The 19,797-nt window shown below is 38.7% G+C and carries 21 protein-coding genes; 8 read left to right on the forward strand and 13 right to left on the reverse strand.

The window, feature by feature from the left end; translation table 11 throughout:
• Positions 1-32: 32 nt before the first annotated feature.
• Positions 33-551 carry a hypothetical protein gene (locus P0077_RS19150; RefSeq protein WP_276166803.1) on the forward strand — a complete coding sequence of 173 codons (519 nt, stop codon included), beginning with the start codon at positions 33-35 and terminating at the stop codon, positions 549-551.
• A 103-nt stretch (positions 552-654) separates the two neighbouring features.
• On the forward strand, positions 655-1,773 hold the full coding sequence (locus P0077_RS19155) for a TlpA disulfide reductase family protein (RefSeq protein ID WP_276166804.1): 1,119 nt from the start codon (positions 655-657) through the stop codon (positions 1,771-1,773).
• A gap of 72 nt (positions 1,774-1,845) precedes the next feature.
• Here the strand turns inward: P0077_RS19155 and P0077_RS19160 are convergent, their stop codons facing one another.
• A complete protein-coding gene (locus P0077_RS19160) occupies positions 1,846-2,643 on the reverse strand; it encodes a hypothetical protein (RefSeq protein ID WP_276166805.1) in 798 nt (265 codons plus the stop codon).
• Between the two features lie 185 nt (positions 2,644-2,828).
• On the opposite strand from P0077_RS19160, the gene P0077_RS19165 reads away from it, so the two are divergent.
• On the forward strand, positions 2,829-3,455 hold the full coding sequence (locus P0077_RS19165) for a GntR family transcriptional regulator (RefSeq protein WP_276166806.1): 627 nt from the start codon (positions 2,829-2,831) through the stop codon (positions 3,453-3,455).
• A gap of 270 nt (positions 3,456-3,725) precedes the next feature.
• Positions 3,726-3,869 carry a hypothetical protein gene (locus P0077_RS19170; RefSeq protein WP_276166807.1) on the forward strand — a complete coding sequence of 48 codons (144 nt, stop codon included), beginning with the start codon at positions 3,726-3,728 and terminating at the stop codon, positions 3,867-3,869.
• On the opposite strand, the gene P0077_RS19175 is transcribed toward P0077_RS19170, so the two are convergent.
• From P0077_RS19175 to P0077_RS19205, 7 genes are all read right to left on the reverse strand, one after another.
• Positions 3,866-4,537 (reverse strand): haloacid dehalogenase type II, encoded by a 672-nt coding sequence (locus P0077_RS19175; RefSeq protein WP_276166808.1) that lies wholly within the window; start codon positions 4,535-4,537, stop codon positions 3,866-3,868. The genes P0077_RS19170 and P0077_RS19175 overlap by 4 nt on opposite strands.
• 24 nt (positions 4,538-4,561) lie before the next feature.
• A complete protein-coding gene (locus P0077_RS19180) occupies positions 4,562-4,828 on the reverse strand; it encodes a protealysin inhibitor emfourin (RefSeq protein WP_276166809.1) in 267 nt (88 codons plus the stop codon).
• Positions 4,828-5,844, reverse strand: coding sequence for a M4 family metallopeptidase (locus P0077_RS19185; RefSeq protein WP_276166810.1), 1,017 nt, complete (start codon positions 5,842-5,844; stop codon positions 4,828-4,830). The genes P0077_RS19180 and P0077_RS19185 overlap by 1 nt, the downstream gene beginning before the upstream one ends.
• Positions 5,845-6,141: 297 nt before the next feature.
• Positions 6,142-6,756, reverse strand: coding sequence for a nucleotidyltransferase family protein (locus P0077_RS19190; protein ID WP_276166811.1), 615 nt, complete (start codon positions 6,754-6,756; stop codon positions 6,142-6,144).
• A complete protein-coding gene (locus P0077_RS19195; RefSeq protein ID WP_276166812.1) occupies positions 6,756-7,766 on the reverse strand; it encodes an XdhC family protein in 1,011 nt (336 codons plus the stop codon). Before P0077_RS19195 ends, P0077_RS19190 begins: the two co-directional genes overlap by 1 nt.
• Before the next feature lie 50 nt (positions 7,767-7,816).
• Complete coding sequence (locus P0077_RS19200; RefSeq protein WP_276166813.1) at positions 7,817-10,045, reverse strand: xanthine dehydrogenase family protein molybdopterin-binding subunit; 2,229 nt, start codon at positions 10,043-10,045, stop codon at positions 7,817-7,819.
• Between the two features lie 58 nt (positions 10,046-10,103).
• Positions 10,104-10,565: a (2Fe-2S)-binding protein gene (locus P0077_RS19205; protein WP_276166814.1), complete on the reverse strand. Its 462-nt coding sequence runs from the start codon at positions 10,563-10,565 to the stop codon at positions 10,104-10,106.
• A 323-nt stretch (positions 10,566-10,888) separates the two neighbouring features.
• On the opposite strand from P0077_RS19205, the gene P0077_RS19210 reads away from it, so the two are divergent.
• The 3 genes from P0077_RS19210 (at position 10,889) to P0077_RS19220 (ending at position 13,417) form a co-directional block, all read left to right on the forward strand.
• Entirely contained in the window at positions 10,889-11,974 is a 1,086-nt protein-coding gene (locus P0077_RS19210; RefSeq protein ID WP_276166815.1) for a vWA domain-containing protein, read from the forward strand.
• 220 nt (positions 11,975-12,194) lie between these two features.
• Positions 12,195-13,022 carry an OmpA/MotB family protein gene (locus tag P0077_RS19215; protein ID WP_194527385.1) on the forward strand — a complete coding sequence of 276 codons (828 nt, stop codon included), beginning with the start codon at positions 12,195-12,197 and terminating at the stop codon, positions 13,020-13,022.
• A 218-nt stretch (positions 13,023-13,240) separates the two neighbouring features.
• Positions 13,241-13,417 carry a hypothetical protein gene (locus P0077_RS19220; protein ID WP_276166816.1) on the forward strand — a complete coding sequence of 59 codons (177 nt, stop codon included), beginning with the start codon at positions 13,241-13,243 and terminating at the stop codon, positions 13,415-13,417.
• Positions 13,418-13,429: 12 nt separating this feature from the next.
• On the opposite strand, the gene P0077_RS19225 is transcribed toward P0077_RS19220, so the two are convergent.
• Genes P0077_RS19225 through P0077_RS19240 form a run of 4 tightly spaced genes read right to left on the reverse strand, consistent with a single transcriptional unit; the run spans position 13,430 to position 16,993 of the window.
• Positions 13,430-14,896 (reverse strand): M14 family metallopeptidase, encoded by a 1,467-nt coding sequence (locus P0077_RS19225; RefSeq protein ID WP_276166817.1) that lies wholly within the window; start codon positions 14,894-14,896, stop codon positions 13,430-13,432.
• Positions 14,893-15,591: an N-acetylmuramoyl-L-alanine amidase gene (locus tag P0077_RS19230; protein WP_276166818.1), complete on the reverse strand. Its 699-nt coding sequence runs from the start codon at positions 15,589-15,591 to the stop codon at positions 14,893-14,895. Before P0077_RS19230 ends, P0077_RS19225 begins: the two co-directional genes overlap by 4 nt.
• Entirely contained in the window at positions 15,588-16,001 is a 414-nt protein-coding gene (locus P0077_RS19235) for a 3D domain-containing protein (protein ID WP_276166819.1), read from the reverse strand. Before P0077_RS19235 ends, P0077_RS19230 begins: the two co-directional genes overlap by 4 nt.
• 32 nt (positions 16,002-16,033) lie before the next feature.
• On the reverse strand, positions 16,034-16,993 hold the full coding sequence (locus P0077_RS19240) for a 2-hydroxyacid dehydrogenase (protein ID WP_276166820.1): 960 nt from the start codon (positions 16,991-16,993) through the stop codon (positions 16,034-16,036).
• A 97-nt stretch (positions 16,994-17,090) separates the two neighbouring features.
• Here P0077_RS19240 and P0077_RS19245 point away from each other — a divergent pair, with 97 nt between their 5' ends.
• Positions 17,091-18,419: a serine hydrolase domain-containing protein gene (locus tag P0077_RS19245; protein ID WP_276166821.1), complete on the forward strand. Its 1,329-nt coding sequence runs from the start codon at positions 17,091-17,093 to the stop codon at positions 18,417-18,419.
• Positions 18,420-18,669: 250 nt separating this feature from the next.
• On the opposite strand, the gene P0077_RS19250 is transcribed toward P0077_RS19245, so the two are convergent.
• Entirely contained in the window at positions 18,670-19,512 is an 843-nt protein-coding gene (locus P0077_RS19250; RefSeq protein WP_276166822.1) for a 1,4-dihydroxy-2-naphthoyl-CoA synthase, read from the reverse strand.
• Positions 19,513-19,797: the final 285 nt, after the last annotated feature.

The following is a 19,797-nucleotide window of genomic DNA, read 5'->3' on the forward strand; positions in this document are numbered from 1 at the left end:
AATGCCTTTTTAGAATCAAAAATCACAAGAATATGAAAAAATGGAAAGTTTTATTTTTAATTTGCTTTTGCTTTACTGCACTTTCACTGCAAGCCCAAGAAATAGCGGACAACGCATTAGGTTTACGCCTTGGTGACAGTGATGGTTTTGGAGCCGAAATATCCTATCAAAAATCTATTGGACGTTATACTAGAGCGGAATTGGACCTTGGCTACCGAGACAGCCGTGAGTTTGATGCCGTTAAACTTACAGGTGTGTACCAATGGGTATATGAAATTGATCAAGGGTTCAACTGGTTCTATGGAGCAGGAGGCGGATTAGGAAGCGTGGATTTTGCTCCGGTCCCCAATAGAAACAACCCCAGCATTATTGAAGACCCAGATGGCGGCCTATTTGTATTTTTAGCAGGAGATGTAGGTGTAGAGTACAATCCTGATCTACCGATAGTTGTATCATTGGATTTTAGACCGGAACTAGGTCTGATCGGTTTTAAGAATTTTGATAATAAATTCAATTTTGATATTGCCTTGGGCATCCGTTATCAGTTCTAAAACCTTTAAATAACCATATAATCCTAAGCTCTTGACTCAGAATGTTAAGGGCTTTTTTTTGTACCGATATATACCTACATTTGTTCAATCTTAAATATAAAGAATGAAAAAAATAGTATTGTCAATCTGTATCTTAATAGGCTTAGTTGCCTGTAACCAAAAGCCCGAAGGGTATAACTTTAAAGGAAATATTACCGGCGAAGTTGAAAACGGAACAAAAGTATTTCTTAGGGCAATGGGCGAAAATGGCCAACCTGTAGATGTGGACACAACTACTGTAGAAAACGGAACCTTCACTTTTACCGGTGTTGCCGATACCCCAGAAATGCATTATGTTTTTGTTGATAAGCTAATGGGCTACACTGCTGTGATCTTGGAAAATGGTGATATTGAACTTAAAGCACAGAAAGACAGCTTAGGTTTTGCTACCGTAAAAGGTTCTAAGCAGAATGAAGTGTTCATGGATTATATGGACCAGTCCAAAAAAATTACTGCACAGGCACAGTCCATACAGGAAGATATGCAAAGAGCCGATGAGGCTACGGCAAATTCACTTCGTGATGAGATGATGGAACTTCAAGAAGAATACAAGAACTTTGAGCTTACTTATATAAAGGAGCATCCAGACGCACTTATATCTGTTCTATTGATCGATAGGGCTATTGGAGCTCGCGCCGTAACTGGAGAAGAAGCCCAGGCTATTTACGACGGACTTTCTCCTGAAATCCAGAAGACCAAAGCTGCTACATCTGTTCTTGAAAAATTAGAGGCACAGAAAAAAGCCGAAGAGAGCCAAAAGAGTACGGCTATAGGTGCTAAAGCTCCTGCTTTTACCGCTCCTACTCCTGACGGAAAAGAATTAGCTCTTGCCGATGCATTGGGCAAGGTTACTTTGATCGATTTTTGGGCTGCTTGGTGTAAGCCTTGTCGTGCGGAGAATCCTAATGTTGTAAATGTTTATAACAAGTACCATGACAAAGGTTTAAACATCATTGGTGTTTCTTTGGATAAAACGGGAGATGCCTGGAAGAAAGCAATTGCGGATGATGGCTTAACTTGGAACCAAGTTTCCAACTTGGCCTATTTTAACGATCCTATTGCTAAGCTATATAATGTAGATGCTATCCCTGCTGCTTTCTTATTAGATGAAAATGGTATTATCATTGCTAAAAATCTTAGAGGTCCAGCTTTGGAGCAAAAAGTTGCCGAACTTCTTCAATAGAGTTCTCGACCTAATAAAAAAGCCCCGAACGGATTTCCGTTCGGGGCTTTTCAATTTTATATCAATGAAAGATTACTCTTTTAAAGAAATAGTTTCAACGGTACTATCCGGATAAATAAGGGTAGCGGTATCATCACATGTGCCATCTCCAAAATCTACAGATACTTCCAAACCGTTTTTAGATAAGTCCATTGTACCTTTGCCAATGTACTCACATGCAAATTCAGTTTCTAAATCTGAAGTAATATCTACTTCATACGTATCATCCCCTGATTTAAGTACCCAATCACCATCAATAGTGAACATATTCTTTTCCTCTTCAAATACGAACCCAAAAGTTTTAGACCCTTTTTCGGATATTTTCTTATCATCTTCTAAAGTCAAGGTCATATCAATAGTTACATCAAAAAGCAAGGAACCACTTTCGCTTTGACTATATGTAAAAGACCTTGTTCCATCTAAGCCTATCCCTCCTACTTTTAAATCATCATAAATTACTGTGTAAGCAAATGAATCATTATCCGTACCATAAACTACACTTAAAGAACCGTTTAGTATTTCTCCGTTCTCTTCAGCGGAGCAATCATCAAAACTAACCGTAAAACCAGTATCCGAATATTCCGCCGTATAGCAAGAAGTATCCTTGGCTGTTTTACCCGCCTCCCTATTACTGAATAAATCCTGAACGACCATATCTGCAGAACTTGACATTTGATCTGTTTCCAAAATAGTTTTAATTTCAGTTTGGTCAACTTTCTGGTCTTGTTCATTATTTAAAGCATCTTCAGCGTCATTGGAACAACTGAACGTCAAAAGTGCAGCGGAAACAACTAAAGAGTAAGGACTGATTTTTTTAAATAAGTAGCTCATAATCAAATTTTTGGATTTTCCTCTAAAACGTCCGCCCCTGGTTTTTAGTATAGTTCACACCTTTTTTCAGGTGAAATACACTTTTTTTAGCTCAACAGAGGTCCATTTTTTAAACAAATCATTGCTTACTATTACCAAAAAGACATTGTATAATCGTATACGATTACTATATTTACCCTATGGGAATGAGCATCATATTACGAGACAAGGTACGCGAACATCTTTTGAGACAAATGCAAAAGGGAGATTTACAACCCGGACAAGGTATTAATCTTGCTGCATTATCTAGAAAATTAAAAGTAAGCGTAACCCCTATCAGAGAGGCTTTAACCCAATTGCAACAAGCCCATATAGTTAGAGCGATACCCAACCGAGGATTTGTAATTGCCGCTGTAAATCCCGAAGAAGCTAAAAACCTTTATGAATTGGTCGCCCATTTAGAAGTCCTGGCCCTAGAAGAATCTACCTTTAGCGAAGCTGCAATAGCCAAACTCAAAAAACAAAGAAATGATATTGCCAATGCAGTAAATGCATTGGAGCGTGTAAACGCATATATGGAGTTTCATAGACTACTGACGTGCAACTACAAAAACCCGGTTTTTCAACAGATATTAAAAGACTTAAAAACCCGCGTTTTTTTCTATGAAAGAGCTTTTATGTCCAATGATTCCTTTCATTACAATTCCAATGATCAACATGATGCCATTGTGTCGGCCATTGAGGACGATAATATTCCCTCTGCAGCACTAGTTCTTAAAATGAATTTAATGCTCGTAAAAAGCTACATAGAAAAGCAACTTGTAGTATTATAGATTCTGCAACGAATATCTTAATTCCTTTCTGTTTTTTAACCGTTTTCAACCTTCTTCAACATTATTATCACGGTTATTACCCAAACCATTGAACACTTCTATCTAACTCATTTTCAACTTATAGGTAAACAAATCACAAAGTTTTTGTAAAATTATATTCGGTTTCAAATTACGGATTTACATTTGACTTGTATTTCGACTAAAAACCGAAAATAAAGACAACAATTTTTAACCAAGGACGTTTTAACGGTACCTAAAAAAATAGAAAACATGGGTTACTTATCTCCTCAAATAGAAGTTCTAGCCAAAAAAAGAAAACAAGAAGAGAAATCTTTGATCAAGAAAGAATACTCATGTGGTATTTTTCAAGATTATGGTGATTTGAACGAGAAGGAAGGACAAGCTAATAGCTAGTTTTCCAAAATTGTTCGGGCTACTTCTAGGATAGTTTTGCCCTCCATGTCCGGCGTTCCGTTTAACGGATAAATGGCGTGACCAGTACGCGCAACAAATGCAGTCCGTAAACCTGCGCGCTTGGCCCCTAAAATATCCCACCCATGAGCGGCAACCATCATGGTGCTTTCTGGTGATACGCTCATTTTGGCAAGAACAGCTTTATAAGGAGCCGCTTCCGGTTTATAACTAGCCACCTCTTCCACGGAAACGATAGCATCAAAATAAGAAGCGATACCCGCAAATTGCAGTTGTTCGTTCAATAGTTTAGCATTGCTATTAGAAAGTGCTACCAACTTAATACCAGCTTCTTTCAAAATCTTCAAACCTTCCTCTACATCATCGTGCGCTGGCAATTTTTTGATATTTCCTAAAATAGAATCCAAGGTATCATCCGACAGATTTTTCCCAAACTTCTGCATAGTCATTTTTAAGGTAGCTTTACCTACTGCACTAAAATCCTCATAATTACCTGTTAAAGTTTCAGCTAAAGAATAGTGCAATAAAGTCCTGAACCACAGCGAAAAAGCATGTTCTGAACCTAATGCATCGTTTATAGCACGGGTCAACGGTTCCAAGTTTAAAAGTGTTTCGTTGATATCAAAAATTAGCAACTCGGGTTTCTTCATTCTATCTTGTTTTTTGATTGCAGTTCAGTTGCCTCCTTTTTGAATATCAGTAATAAAATGTCTGATTTTCTTAGGCAAATTAGATTCATTGAATTGTGATTCATAAACACCTTCCTCATCGGTTAGCTTTACCGTGTAGGTAAAACCATCGCGCAAATGACTATGATCTTCCTGCTTGACACTTACCGCATCTAGCATCTCTTGTTCTTCATTTTTGTTCAGCTTTACTTCTCCCTCAAATCTCTTGGAAATACCTGTAAAGCCACCCTCTATATTAATTTCATATTTCATTATACAACAATTGGGGTTAATCCTACCTGCGAAAAGCTACTACTTATCGCTTCTACCGCTTTATCGGACACTTTTCCTTCCGAAATTAAACGTTGGGCCGTTCCCACCAAAGTTTCGACCATATCATTAAAATCTGCCGTACGCCAAAGTGCTTTTAATGTTTCGAACCATATTAATGCACAATTATCAATACCAATTTCAAGACAACAGAGATAAAAAGCCTTGTTAGGAATACCCGAATTGATATGCACCCCTTGATTATCTCCCATACCATTGAAATAATTATCCATATGATCGGGCTGTGTATCAAAATCGTTTGCTGTACCGGGAGCTTTCATGGAACGGATGGCCACTCCAGGAAATTCTTCGGTAACAACGCTATCTCCTATAAGCCAATCTGCTTCCGAAATATCTTGTTGTAAGTATTTCTGCTTGATTACAGTACCAAAAACATCTGAAAAGTGCTCATTAAGTGCCCCAGGCTGACTCTGATATTCTAAATTGGCGAAAAACTGGGTTACACCATGAGCCAATTCATGCGCAACAACATCAATGGCACTAGCAAAATCCTTAAATTCTTTACCATCTCCGTCTCCGTAGGTCATTTCATCACCGTCCCAATATGCATTATTATACGCCTCCCCATAATGTACATTGGAAATTATATCCAGACCATTTCCATCAATAGAATTTAAATTAAAAGTTTCTTGAAAATAATCCCGCACAAAACCCGAAGTATCATACGCATTATTAACGGTTTCATCCTCCGTAGCATCTTGTCCTTCTTCTCTTGCCAACTCCAATCGCTGCTCAAATTGGTTTTTAGAATCGTATACGAAACGTTTCCCGCTCCCTTCTGGCTCATTACGGAGCAGCAAATTATTAAGACTACTGCGTCTACGTTCGGCAATACGCCCTGTATCGTTTAAAGCTCTCTTACAACTGCTATTACCGTGTTTAGCGAGTTTTTCAAGTAAGTATGGAGGGATGATATAACATTGGGCTTTTGTACACATAAGTTCAAAATTTAGGGTTCACGATGTAATTTCGTACGTTTTCATCTTACCTGCAAAAATAAAGCGTTAAGCTTTTTACTAAAAATTAGGATGGAAATATCCGTGCTAAAGAATTTTTTTTCAACGTAAACTACCTCGGGGCAAGCCCAAGAGGCATTAAAAGAAATACACTTTGATTTCGAGGCAAGCCTCTGAGCATTTAATCTCGATTATCGAGTAAACTAACCATAGAGCGTTCTCAAAAATACATTTTTAGATAGCGTAACGACTATTCGCAAATTGAATAGAAAATCAGGTTTAATTATCAATTTTAAGACCAGACATTAGCTGTTCATAATCTTCTTTAGTATCAATATCACTTATGCGATGGTCAGCAGTAACAGTAATAACGTTATCCTGCTCTTGTTGCAATAGGTGTTTCGCTCCAAAATCCTCATTTAACTTTAAAAGTGAACTTACATAAGTCCTAGGAAAAATTGCCGGTACTCCTACTGCATTCTTATAGGCCGATGCAACAATCTTTTCAGTATTATTTTCAGATATATCCATTAAACTATTCAGATACATTACATCTATTAGTGGCTGGTCCGCAAGCATAACCAATATACCCTCCCATTCAATATCAGAATTTAACAACCACTCCACTCCCGTAACGATGGAAGTCCCCAACCCAGATGACCAATGGGCGTTTTCTACAAAAACCACATCTTCCTTAACAGTGGTTTTAATACGGCCCGCGTTAGCCCCTAAAATAGCTACTACTTCTATTGCTTTTGAAGATTGTGCAGTTTGAACTACATGCCCCAACAAGGTAGAGTTCTTCCATGGAAGGAGTTGTTTTGGCTCCCCCATTCTTGAAGAAGCTCCCGCTGCCAATATTATAATAGCGATACGGTGCTGTGTATCTCTCATTAGGTGTGGATTCTCCCTTGTTTATTTTTAAGCATTATGGGCTCTTTATTTCTTGTGACCGAAAGTATTTCAGAAAGAATAGCTAAAGCGATTTCCTGAGCGGTTTCAGCACCAATATCCAAGCCTGCAGGACCATGGACAACATCAAAAAAAGCATCTGAAACTTCTGGGTAAAGCTCCATAAACTCGTTTAAAAGTTTCTCCCTGCGTTGCGCAGGACCCAATAATCCCAAATACACGGGGCGAGACTCTTTTATGGCCAACAAATACTTTAAGTCGCGAACGTAACTATGTGTCATTAAAACAATTGCAGTCTGATTGTCGATTGAATCTATGGATAACATTTCTGGTTCTTCCGTTAGAAAAAGACTCGCTCCAGGGAAGTCATTTATACTCTTTTCTTCTGCAGCCGCGGCTACGATAGTTACTTCCCAACCTGCTAGGGAAGCAAAAGAAGATAACTGTACCGCGTCATGCTCCGCACCAATGATTATCAACTTAAAACATGGCTTCATTTGCTGTTGAAATAACAGTCTTTCATGACTCAATCCAACATCAGGTCGTACCGCAAATTTTTTGCCTTTAAAAACTAAAAAAGAAACTAGGTCAGCATGTGGGCCTTCTTGCTTTGTAAATGAAGAAATTATCTCAAATTGAGCTCTGTTTTTTAATATCTCATCAAAAGCCTCAAGAAAAGCCGGGTTTGGAATAAAGGGTTCTATCAAAATATATAAAATACCTTCACAACCCAATCGATATCTACCATCATAAATCATCATTTTGGGCACATCATTGGAAAATACGGTTTGCGCCTGCCTAACGATTTCTTTTTCTACGCAACCTCCACTTACCGCTCCTACCCTTTTTCCGTCTTCGCGAATAAGCATACGGACTCCCGGACGACGGTACGAAGAGCCCTCTAAAGCAACGACCGTCGCGAGGACGGTCTTTTGCTTCTTTTCGTTTGCGACTTGAAAGGCCTTAACTATGTTTTTTAATTCATGCGTCATATACAATCGGAATCGATTAAGAAAATGATGTAATGAAGGGTTTTGCTCTATTACCCCAATATTTCCTCTTCTTTAACTTTCCAGAGCTCTTCTTGCTGAATAAAAGGTTGCTTGTATGCTCTTTTACCCGTAGCCGCCTTTAACGCATTTGCTACCGCTCCACCGGCCGGTGGCAAAGTAGGTTCTCCCAATCCTGTTGGAGAAAGTTCGTTCTGCACCAAATGTGTTTCGACTATTGCTGCCTCTTTCATACGGCCCAAACGATATTTATCATAATTATTGGCTGTTGGTTTTCCATCTTCAAACCCAAAACTTCCATACATACTATGGCCAATACCATCAACAACACCGCCTTCAATTTGGTTTAAGGCTCCCATTGGGTTTATTACAATACCACAATCCACAACGCAAGTCACCTTTTTAACTACAGGCAAACCATTTTCAATTTGCACATCCGCTACTTCGGCAACATGGGTATTATGACAGTAATACGCTACAAATCCTTGATACGTACCTTTTGGCTGATTGCCCCAACCGGACTTATCAACGGCCATTTTTATAACCTCTTGCATGCGTTCTGGAGAATACTGAATTCGTTCATCCTCCGTGCCTTTTACTTTTTCCAAAAGGTCTAAACGCATTTTAATCTTATCCACATCCATTTCCTCGGCAAGCTCATCAAAGAAACTTTGTTCTGCGTACGCCAAGAAGTTGGTATATGGAGCACGCCATGCCCCTGTGGTAATATTACTCTTGTAATTAGCAACATCAACCTGATAGTTTTCTACAGTGCCAGCTGGAAAAAAGTTAGGTATCAATCCGTACATATTACTATTAATAGCTGCTTCTTTCAATTGATAACCAGTTAACTGACCATCCTTTATAGCTGCCTTAATCCTATATTTAATTGCTGGTCTATAAACCCCCGTGGACATATCATCCTCTCGAGAAGAGACCATTTTTATCGGTTTTTTAATTGTGGCGCTAATCTCAGCTGCTTCGTATACAAAATCGCCATAAAGCCTTCTGCCGAACCCACCACCCATACGGGTCATTTCTAAATGAATGTCTTCAACATCACGCCCTAAAAGTGCCGCAACCGTATTGGCAGCATCCTCCGGAGTCTGGACCGGACCAACCAAGTGAATTTTTTCATCGCTAACGTTCGCGAAGAAATTCATGGGCTCCATACAATTATGGGGCAAGAAAGGGGATTCATAGGTGCGCTCCAAAACTTTATCCGCTTGTGCGAACGCTTTATTTACATCACCATCTTTACGCATGGTAACAAAATCCTTACCATTCAATAGTCCGTTTAGCTTTTCATCATGAAACTCAGTACTTTCCAAAGGAGTAGCATCAGACCAGACCGCTTTAATCGCTTTTTTACCTTTAAAAGCTTCCCAGGTAGACTTTGCCAAAACCACTACTTTTCCGCTACCACTTAATTGTGCCGTCCAGTTGACTTTCTCTTCACCCAACAGCGCCTTGGCCATGTCACCAATTTGAATCACATCAACTACGCCTGGTATCGCTTTCGCCTCTGTAGCATCAAATGAAACCAATTCCTGACCAAAAGCAGGGGGCCTAAGTACGGAAGCATAAAGCATTCCTTCCTCTTTATAATCAATACCAAATAGCGGTTGACCTGTTACAATTTTATCAATATCTACATTACGCCTATCCGTACCAATAATCTTATAATCCTTAGGTTCTTTTAGGGTAACGTTTTCAGGCACTTCCAAAACAGCGGCCTCATCCACAACATCTCCATAACTTAAAGTTTCACCTGCCTTGTTCGTAATTACACCATCACTAACCGAAAGTTCGGATGCCTCTACACCCCAACGAGCTGCTGCTGCATTTACCAACATTTGTTTTGCCGTGGCACCTGTTTGACGAAGGGCGTCCCAACCAAAACGAATGGACTGGCTACCACCGGCGATTTGTCTTGTATAGTTTTTGGTATCTAGCACCCCTTGTTGCACATATACATTATCCCAAGAAACATCTAGCTCTTCGGCGATAATCATGGGCATTGAGGTTTTTACACCTTGACCGATTTCCGGATTTGGTGAAAAGATAGTCACCGCTCCGTTTTTGGCTATTTTAATAAAGGCATTAAAGTCGTTATAATTCAAATCCGCTAAATCTACAGGCAGCTTTACGTCCGACTTACAAGCGGTAAAAAGGTTAAAGCCTATCAAAAGGCCTCCGCTCGCCAAAGATGACGTGCGCAAAAAGTTTCTTCTACTAAATTGTATGGATGGTGTTGACATGAGCAGTATTTTATAGAATTGCAGCTTTTAGTTTTTTTTAAAAGCGTAGTAGTATGTTTTAAGCCATTATATCAGCAGCTACGCTTACCGCTTTTCTAATACGGTTGTATGCGGCACATCTACAGATGTTACCGTTCATTGCATTCTTAATCTCATCTTCTGAAGGATTTGGATTTTGAGCCAGAAACGCAGATGCGGTCATCATTTGGCCCGCTTGGCAATACCCACACTGTGGAACATCTACTTCTTTCCACGCCTGTTGTACCGGATGAGAGCCATCTTCGGACAATCCTTCTATGGTGGTAATGGACATTCCTTCCGCCGATGCTACCGGTAAGGAACAACTTCTAGTAGCATTACCTTCAACATGAACCGTACAGGCCCCACATTGTGCAATACCACAACCAAATTTTGTACCGACCATATCTAAATGATCTCGTAAAACCCATAATAATGGGGTGTCTTCACTAGCTTCTACCGTATGAGCTTTTCCGTTTACCGTTAGTTGATAGGTTGGCATAAATATCGTTTTAGTTTTGATTGTCTGTTAGAATATTACAAGATATTAAAATTATCACCTTTATATATCAATTTAACAATTTCTTTAGTTGAATACAACATACTCTTGCTTCACCAAAATAGCTTGCGATCCATATAGGCTAAACACAATTCGCATAAAACTCCTTTAAAACGTCCTGATTTATAAAAAAGAAATATGCTTTTCACTAAATGGATTAAACTGCCTGTTTTATGGCCTTAACAATAATTAACATATTTTTTTAATGCATTCATACTTTAAAACGAAAATCAACGTTGTGATGGTTGAACGTAAAAATCTCGAAAATGAATTCCTCCTTTAAACTTATTTTGTTTTTTCTATCTATTGCTTTATTCGTTTCCTGTGGAAATGCAGATGACGATGTAAACTATGCTTTAAATACAGGCGATGGACTTGGGCAAGGACAAGTTGTTGATGACTGCCTTGACCTTGGAGAAAATGACTTGACCCTATCCATACAAGACCAATTCACCAAAGACCCAGGAAAAGTTTCTGTTTTCTTTAAAGTTTCCAATAGCGATGGCACACCGGTATCAGGGTTAACTGCGGACCAGTTTACCATTTATGAACAAGGTAGAAATGATGATTGCTTCAATACCATCTCAACCTCGGAATCTAACGCAAGGATTTCGCCTAATGAGCAAATATTCTCAAGTAACACCTTACTAATACTGGATTTAAGTAACAGTGTTTTACAAAGTAGCTTAGAGGAATTAAAGACCGCTAGTACAAGTTTTGTTAATACTGTCATGCCGGCTACTACTCAAGATTCCTATAAAATGGCCATTTATTGGTTTGATGGCGAGGATGTGCTGCATGAACTGAATCCGCTGACTTCCGTGAAATCAGAATTGACCGAAGCTATTGCAAGTATTGATAATGATATTAGTGGTGATGTTTCTACTGATCTTTATGGGGCCGTCATAAAATCTACCGATATAGCTACCGACCTATTAAACGAAAGTACGCAAGGCGAAAAAATAGGCGCTGCGTCCGTTGTTATATTTACAGATGGTAAAGACCAAGCTTCTCGTTATTCAAAAGATGCAGCTCAGAAAAAGGTAGATACTGCAGACCCGAACATCTCCTTTTTTACAATTGGTTTAGGATCTGAGATAGATACAGAGGCATTAACTGCTATTGGAAAAACCTCTAGTGAGTTTGCTGCAAACAAAGAAGAATTGGAAGACACATTTAATAAAATTTCTGATCTGGTTTCTGAAAGAGCAAGTAGTTTTTATCTTTTTGAATACTGCAGCCCTAAAAGGAGTGGTGATAATAACTTGGCCATTCAAGTTCAAAAAGGAAGTTTACAGGGCGCTGTTCAGACCAAATTTAATGCTGACGGATTCACCGGAGGCTGCGAATAGCTAGCAAAACCCATAAAAAAAGAAAAAAAAGACACCTATTTTGGGTGTCTTTTTTTATATCGCACTACACCTCATTACCTTCTTAAAATCAATTGATTATATATTTTTTCATCGTATTTACCACTCTCTTAATCGATAATGTTAGTAGGACCTTAACATCCAATATTAAACCTACCTCGTATTACTAGTAATCAAATACTTTATAACAAAACGTTTAAAAATGAAAAAATCTATTATCCTAAGTACGCTTGCCGTAACCCTTATGGCATCTTGTGTTTCGAAGAAAAAATATGTTGCTCTTGAGAACAATTTATCTGAAACTCAAAGCGCATTGACCAAGACACAAGTTGAAAAGGAAGAGCTTGAAGGAAAAATGACGAAGATAGAGGCTCGTGTAGCTGAGTACAATTCTAAAATCAATTCTTTAAAAGAAATTAACGATAGCCAAATGACATCTGTGGATGATGTTGCCGTAATGAGCAACAACACTAAAGATAAAATGAGAGCTACTCTTGCAAATGTTGACCCTACCAAATTGGCTGAGGCTAAGACTTTACAAGATTCAATGAACTTGGCTATATCCTACAACTTAAAAAAATCTATCTCTGATGATGAAGATGATGTTGATGTAAATATTGACAAGACTGTTGTTATGATCAATATTTCCGATAAGCTTCTTTTTAACAGTGGTAGCTACCGTGTAAGCAGCAAAGCCAACAAAATTCTTGAAAAATTGGCACAAGTAATCAATTCTGAGCCAAGTATGGAAGTTATGGTTGAAGGTCACACAGATTCTAAAACTATAAGCACGGAAATGTTCCGTAACAACTGGGATTTGAGTGTTAAACGTGCTACTAGCGTTGTAGATATTCTTCAGAACAAATACAATGTTGATCCTACTAAGATGATTGCTGCCGGAAGAAGTAGCTACTTACCTTTGGTAGATAATGACACAAGAGAGAACAGAGCTACGAACAGACGTACTAAAATCGTCATCATTCCTAACTTAAACAAGTTCTTTGCACTTCTAGATGCCGAGTCACTTTAAGAATGAATACCTAATAACTGCTAAATACATCAATTTAGCAATTGAAAAAAGGGAGAACATACCGTTCTCCCTTTTTTTATACCGTTCAACGAATTAAAATAATATTAAGTAGGGTTTTCCACTACTTCGTTGTCTAAAGAACACGAGTACCCCATATTCGAAAATGAACACCTACATCCTGAGAACAAATGCTATGCTAAATGGCAAAATTAGAACACATGGATGTATTAACAGTTATTATTCAGAACACCGCTTTAAACGGAATGCCTAAATGGTACCAGGCTTTAACCCTTTCGTTATTCACTATCATAGCAATAGTGGCAATTACAATGTATTTTAGAATCGCAATTCACGCCTCTGAAATGTCAGAAATGGCTATGAGATTCGGTTACTAGGAACATAATCCGTTACCTATAGATCATCGCATTCTTAAAATTAGTTTTCTTTTCACTGTTCAAGTCGATAAGAAAACCATTAATTACTGCATGAGTAAAATTCCCATCTTTTTTTAGAAGGAAGGTTGGATTGAGTCCTATTTCCACAGAAAACTCCGGCACTTCATAGCGCTTCCCTATAATATGGATGGGCAATGGAGAAGCCAATTTTGTTGAAGGAATATTTTCCAAACGAACATAGGTATACCCAGATTTCAACAAAGATTTAATATCCAATGCAGCTGCCGCATCTATGGATGTGAGCAGCTTTGGATAAACCTTGCCCGGGGCAATCGTATATCCGGCAGCATCCAAAGTCTCGTACCCGTAATATGTAGAAAGGTCTCCTTGATCAAGAATACGACTACTGTACCAAAAATCGTTATGGCCTTTTTTATCCACTTCCAGACGGTTCATTCCTATATCTAAAATATAGTTATTTCCCAGTAGCGGATAATTGGCATTTTCTATTTTTAAATCGAAAAGTTTTCGGTCGTTTTCAGGTATATTTTCATAGTCTTCCAGAGCAATTTCTTTATAGTTTTCCGTAGCAATGGAATAAATTGCGGATAAAATGGAAACATAATTCAGTTTTCTGATTTCCTGTTTTTCTACATCATTGTAATTCCCACCCGACTCAATTAAAATAGTGCTTGTACCCCACTTTTGAATATTATCGCCAAAAGCTCTAGGTTCAAAATCATCATTATAACGCCCTACTTGTCCGGGTGCATATTTTTGGATGATACTATTCATAAAAACAATGACCTTCATGGCATTACCCCGTTGGTCGTTTATCTCCTTTTCGTAATTGTACGCTGGTGCCAAATACGAGATGGTAGCCGGCTTCCCGGTTCTTTCCGAATTGTAATACGTACTTTGGTCGTGTAAATTAAATCCAAAATCAGCATCTAGACTATCACGGACTTTTTTCAATGTTTGCCCTTCGGGGGATTGCAATCGTAGGGCATCCCGGTTAATATCAACGCCCAAACGGTTCCTACGCTGATATACTTCCGCACCATCTGGATTTAACATAGGTAAGAAATGCAGGGTGCAGTTTTCCAGTATCTCCTGTTTCTCAGAAGCAAAATCGCTACTATCAAAAAAATTGAAAATATCAAAAATAGCTTGGGTTGCCGTAGGTTCATCACCGTGCATTTGAGACCATAAAAAAACATCGGTTTCGCCTTCACCAATACTCATTAACGATAATGATCGCCCTTCTATTGAAGTACCTACCTGCCTTACCTTAAACTTGTCGTTTTTACGGTATTCTTCAACCAGCGGTTGCAAATCGGCATGTTTAATACGCCTCTTCTTTAGCACCGGTTCTTTATAGGTTTCATAGGTATCGTAAAGCATAGTGGTTAAATCTTTCTCCTGAGCGGCACAAAAAAGACTGGCAACTAGAAACAATGCGGTAATCTGTATTTTCATGGGGTAATCGGTTTATTGGGTAAGGATTCAAAATTAAGATTTTTGGTGGCTTGTCTAACCTTCTTCATAAAATCTTCACCGGGATCTGTTTTAGTTGTGCGGTAGCCTTGGTCTTTTTCTAACCAAAGCGGATGGTTATCAAAAAGCGTATACTCATAATGACCAATTAGATAGTCAATAGCATACTTATTTGCCAAGTATTTTACCAATGCTATATTTGATTTTACTTGTTCATCCGTTAAGGGTAAAGCATCCGTTCCTCCTACATTTTCTATACCAATGGCACAATGGTTCAATCCAATCACATGTCTCGCCATTGTAGTTTCAGGTAATAACCTGTAAATGGTTCCATCCCGGTCCACCAAAAATTGTGAAGAAACATTTAATCCGCTTATATCTTTAATATCTGGCCGCCAATTAGGTAAGGTAGCCGGGTTGAAGGCATCAAAAGTTTCCTCCATCGTAGGGATGACCGTCCAATGCAAAACAATCATTTTTGGATCTATGGTAGGTGATTGTTTTTCAATTCCATATCTATTTTTGAGATATTCTAAAGTAAGTTCTTTTCGGGTTATGTCAAAAACTATAGGTTTATCAATTATTTCAGGGGGTTTTACGGTTTCCTTTACCGGTTTACAGTTCACATTGGCAGCGCAGCAAATAAGAACTATGAGTATTTTAAAATTGTTATTCATTCACTCTGAGTATTATCTTCTCGCTTCACGCGGTATTCGATTTTTACTTTTTTCATTCCCCACTCCCTAGCTTTCTGCACATCTGAGCCCATATAGACATCAATTTTATTTCTCCACCTACTGTGCATTTTATCCCTTACTTCATAAATACCTTCCAACCCATGTATTTTTACTTGAGTACCCGGCTCAAACCCTAGTTTCATTAAATCTCGAGAAATAGCAATAATCTTCATCCCAGGCTTCAGGGTATCGCCCCAGGCAGCTACACTAGGCTCACCATCTGTTTGCCAATGAACGGAGTTGTATGCAGAAACGTTTACCTCCTTTGTTTTCCAGACGTAGTCGTTTTTTTTGGCACAGGCATTATAAAACAAAGCCAGCAACAAAAATGCGGTTATCTTATTGAACATAACTGAAGAGTTTCCCTTAAAGCTACATAATTTTAAGAAACTAGATATGGTAGGGGTTCTCCCCTATGCAGGGCAATGATATTTCTTGCCGCAAATACGGACATTTGATTCCGTGCCTCAATGGTAGCCGAGCCAATATGTGGCGTAACCGCTACTTGCTCCATAGCGAGTAAGGGATTGTCACTTTTCATAGGCTCTGGGTCGGTAACATCAAGACCTGCGCCCCATATTTCTTTATTTTGTAAAGCAGTAATCAAGTCCGCCTCCTTATGAACCTGACCGCGCGCTGTATTTACAAAGATGGAGGTCGGTTTCATTTTTTGAAATGCTTCGGCATCAAACGTATACTTTGTGTCTTCGGTAAGCGCACAATGAGCCGAAATTACATCGCTCTGCGCCAACAGCTCATCAAAGCTCACCTTTTTAGCCTGTAATTCCTCTTCTGCTTCTTGGTTGTTGGAGCGATTACAGTAGAGAACATTCATTCCGTAAGCCCCCTTACAACGACGGGCAAATTCAAACCCTATTCGCCCTAAACCAAAAATGCCGACGGTCTTATTCTTTAATTCCATACCCAAATGAGCTTGTGGCCGAAAATGTTTCCATTCGCCCTTGGCAATAGTTTTGTGCATGTATAACATTCTTCTTGATACTGCTAACATCAATATGAAAGCCATATCCGCCGTGGCATCCGTCATAGAATTGGGAGCGTTCGCAATAGGAATACCCAACTTTTTAGCTTCGGACAAATCTATATTATCGTAACCCGCTGCATATTGAGAAATAATCTTAAGATGCTTGTTCGCGTTTAAAAATTCAGCATCAAACTTATAATTACTTGTACTTAAAAGCGCATCGTGTTTAGCGGCTGCTTCATAAAGCTCTTCTTTGGTCATGGGTAGACCCTTGGTCCATTTGGTGACTTCAAGGCCCTCCTTTTTCAACATTTCTATTCCAATGTCCGGTATGTTTAGCGGTACGAGTACTTTCATAGCAAGCAATTTATAAAATCTTACTTACGGTTTTACAAATTGGTTTACTTTTACGCATCTTTTGGTGCATATTTCATTTTCAAACCCCACCATTTACATGAAAATCCTCAAACGCATACTTTTAATTTTATTCGTAATTCTCATCGTGGCCGTCTATTTTAATTTCCCCAAACTCAATTTCATTTCTGGTTACGCTTCCAAAAATATGGCCTCTACCGTTTTTATAACAGACCGTAGCGCTGAGTCCGTTAAATTAAATGATAACGATGTACCCCTTATTAATCTTGCCGATGTTGAGACCGACGGAAATAGTGCTTCCGCATCGGTATTCGGACTCATGGAGCGAAAAGCAATATGTCATGAGGGGCTGGGCTGCACATTGGTAAATAAGGATTATGACCCAAATGTTACTATACCCGTACCCCAGCGTGTTAAAAGTAACAATGATTTAGTTTTCCCTTACGGGGATAATGAAGCCAAAGACACTATTTTTAGCAATGTGGATTATGATATATTGAAAAAAGGAATCCATAGCGCTTTCACCAATAATGAAGTTCAAAAGACACGAACCGTTTTAGTTGCCCATAAAAACCATATTATTGGCGAAAAATATTTGGAAGGCTTTACTAAAGACACCCCTATTTTAGGATGGAGTATGACAAAAAGCGTACTGGCTACTTTGTATGGCATTCTAGAATACCAAGGAAAAATAGACCTTGATAAACCTGTACTTTTAAACGATTGGGATAAGGACGATCGCAAAAAAATTACTTTAAACCATCTGCTACGGATGCAAAGCGGACTTGCATGGGACGAAGATTACACCTCTATTTCAGATGTAACACGTATGCTCTTTATGGATGCCGATATGACCAAGTCGCAAGGTAAAAAAGAGGCCATTGCTGCGCCCACCGAAGTTTGGAACTACTCTTCGGGAACAACTAATTTATTATCTGGTGTTCTAAGGAAACAATTTGAAACTCACCAGGATTATATCAACTTTCCATATGAAGAACTGATCGATAAAATAGGAATGAACAGTATGCTCATTGAAACCGATATGAAAGGGAATTTTGTGGGTTCCTCTTATGCTTGGGCCACAACAAGGGATTGGGCTAAATTCGGCCTGTTATATCTTAACAAAGGAAATTGGAACGGAGAACAACTTTTTGACGAATCTTGGGTTGACTATGTTTCGGAACCAACTTTACATTCCGATGGCACTTATGGGGGTCATTTTTGGCTTAATGCCAACGGAAAATACCCAGATGTACCCAGAGACCTTTATTCTGCAAATGGTTACCAAGGGCAACGTGTTTTTATAATTCCCTCTAAAGATTTAGTGGTAGTACGGACCGGTCTTGCCGAAGCTCCTGATTTTGATATTAATGAATTCTTGAAAAATATACTTGCGGCAATCAAATAAGTATGCCGTTTTAAGGCTCGCGAAATACGTAAGAAAAAGCTTAAATATCTTTTTATTGTAGTTACACAACAATTCTGGCTTAGCTCGCAACAATAGTTATGCGGAAATGAAGCTTCAATGTAAGTTTACAGTGTAATAAAAAAACAAAAAGTAAATTTTTTCATTTTCATATAGTGTTCTCGATGAAAGAGCCTTTTCCGGACAGGGAAGGCTTTTTCTGGTTTTAAGAAGTAGCTAAACTTAAAACCATTTACGGTATCCACTTGTTCTTACCAAAATCGGGCTTCCTTTTTTCCAAAAATGCATTTCTACCCTCCTTGGCTTCTTCCGTACCGTATGCCAAACGTGTAGCTTCACCCGCAAACACCTGTTGACCTACCATTCCATCATCCGTAAGGTTCATTGCGAATTTTAGCATTTTTATAGAGGTTGGCGATTTTTCAAGAATCTCTTGCGCCCATTGGTAGGCTGTATCCTCCAATTCATCATGTGGAATTACGGCATTCACCATGCCCATTTCATAAGCCTCTTGTGCGGAATAGTTTCTTCCCAAGAAAAAGATTTCACGTGCCTTTTTCTGCCCTACCATTTTAGCAAGATAAGCAGAACCGTAACCGGCATCAAAACTCGTTACATCTGCATCGGTCTGTTTAAAAATAGCATGTTCTTTACTAGCTAGCGTCAAATCACAAACCACATGCAAACTATGACCGCCACCAACGGCCCAGCCAGGTACTACCGCAATAACCGCTTTTGGCATGAAACGGATCTGGCGTTGCACTTCAAGAATATTCAAACGGTGCATCCCATCTTCACCTACATAGCCCTGCTCTCCCCTAGCCTTCTGGTCTCCTCCGCTACAGAATGAATATATTCCGTCTTTCGTAGAAGGGCCTTCAGCAGAAAGTAATACTACACCAATGGAAGTGTCTTCTTGGGCATCATAAAAAGCTTGATACAATTCACTTGTAGTTTTAGGTCTAAACGCATTTCGTACGTTAGGACGGTTAAAAGCAATACGAGCTACCCCGTTACTTTTTTTATAGGTAATATCTTCAAATTCTTTGGCCGTTTTCCAATCTGGTTTCTGCATGAGGTAATTTTTAAACTTTTGCAAAGTAAAGCAATTTGAAAAAACAAATTATCATTGTAGGCTCTTCTAAATTACAAGGAGGATATTGTGCTGTAAAATACATTTTCAGCTTGTAGGATTAAGAAAGCGTATAAAAAGTAAGAAGAAGTGATAAAAAATTCATTAATTGTAGGAGAATAACTATAATAGTTTGCAATAAATTATTTCAAATTAACTTAATTTAGCTTTATGATACACTGTGATACTCCTAAACCAAGTATCTCAAAGTTAAGATTCCATCAAACA

Origin of the sequence: Zobellia alginiliquefaciens, from assembly GCF_029323795.1 — a bacterium.
Classification (GTDB): Bacteria; Bacteroidota; Bacteroidia; order Flavobacteriales; family Flavobacteriaceae; genus Zobellia; species Zobellia alginiliquefaciens.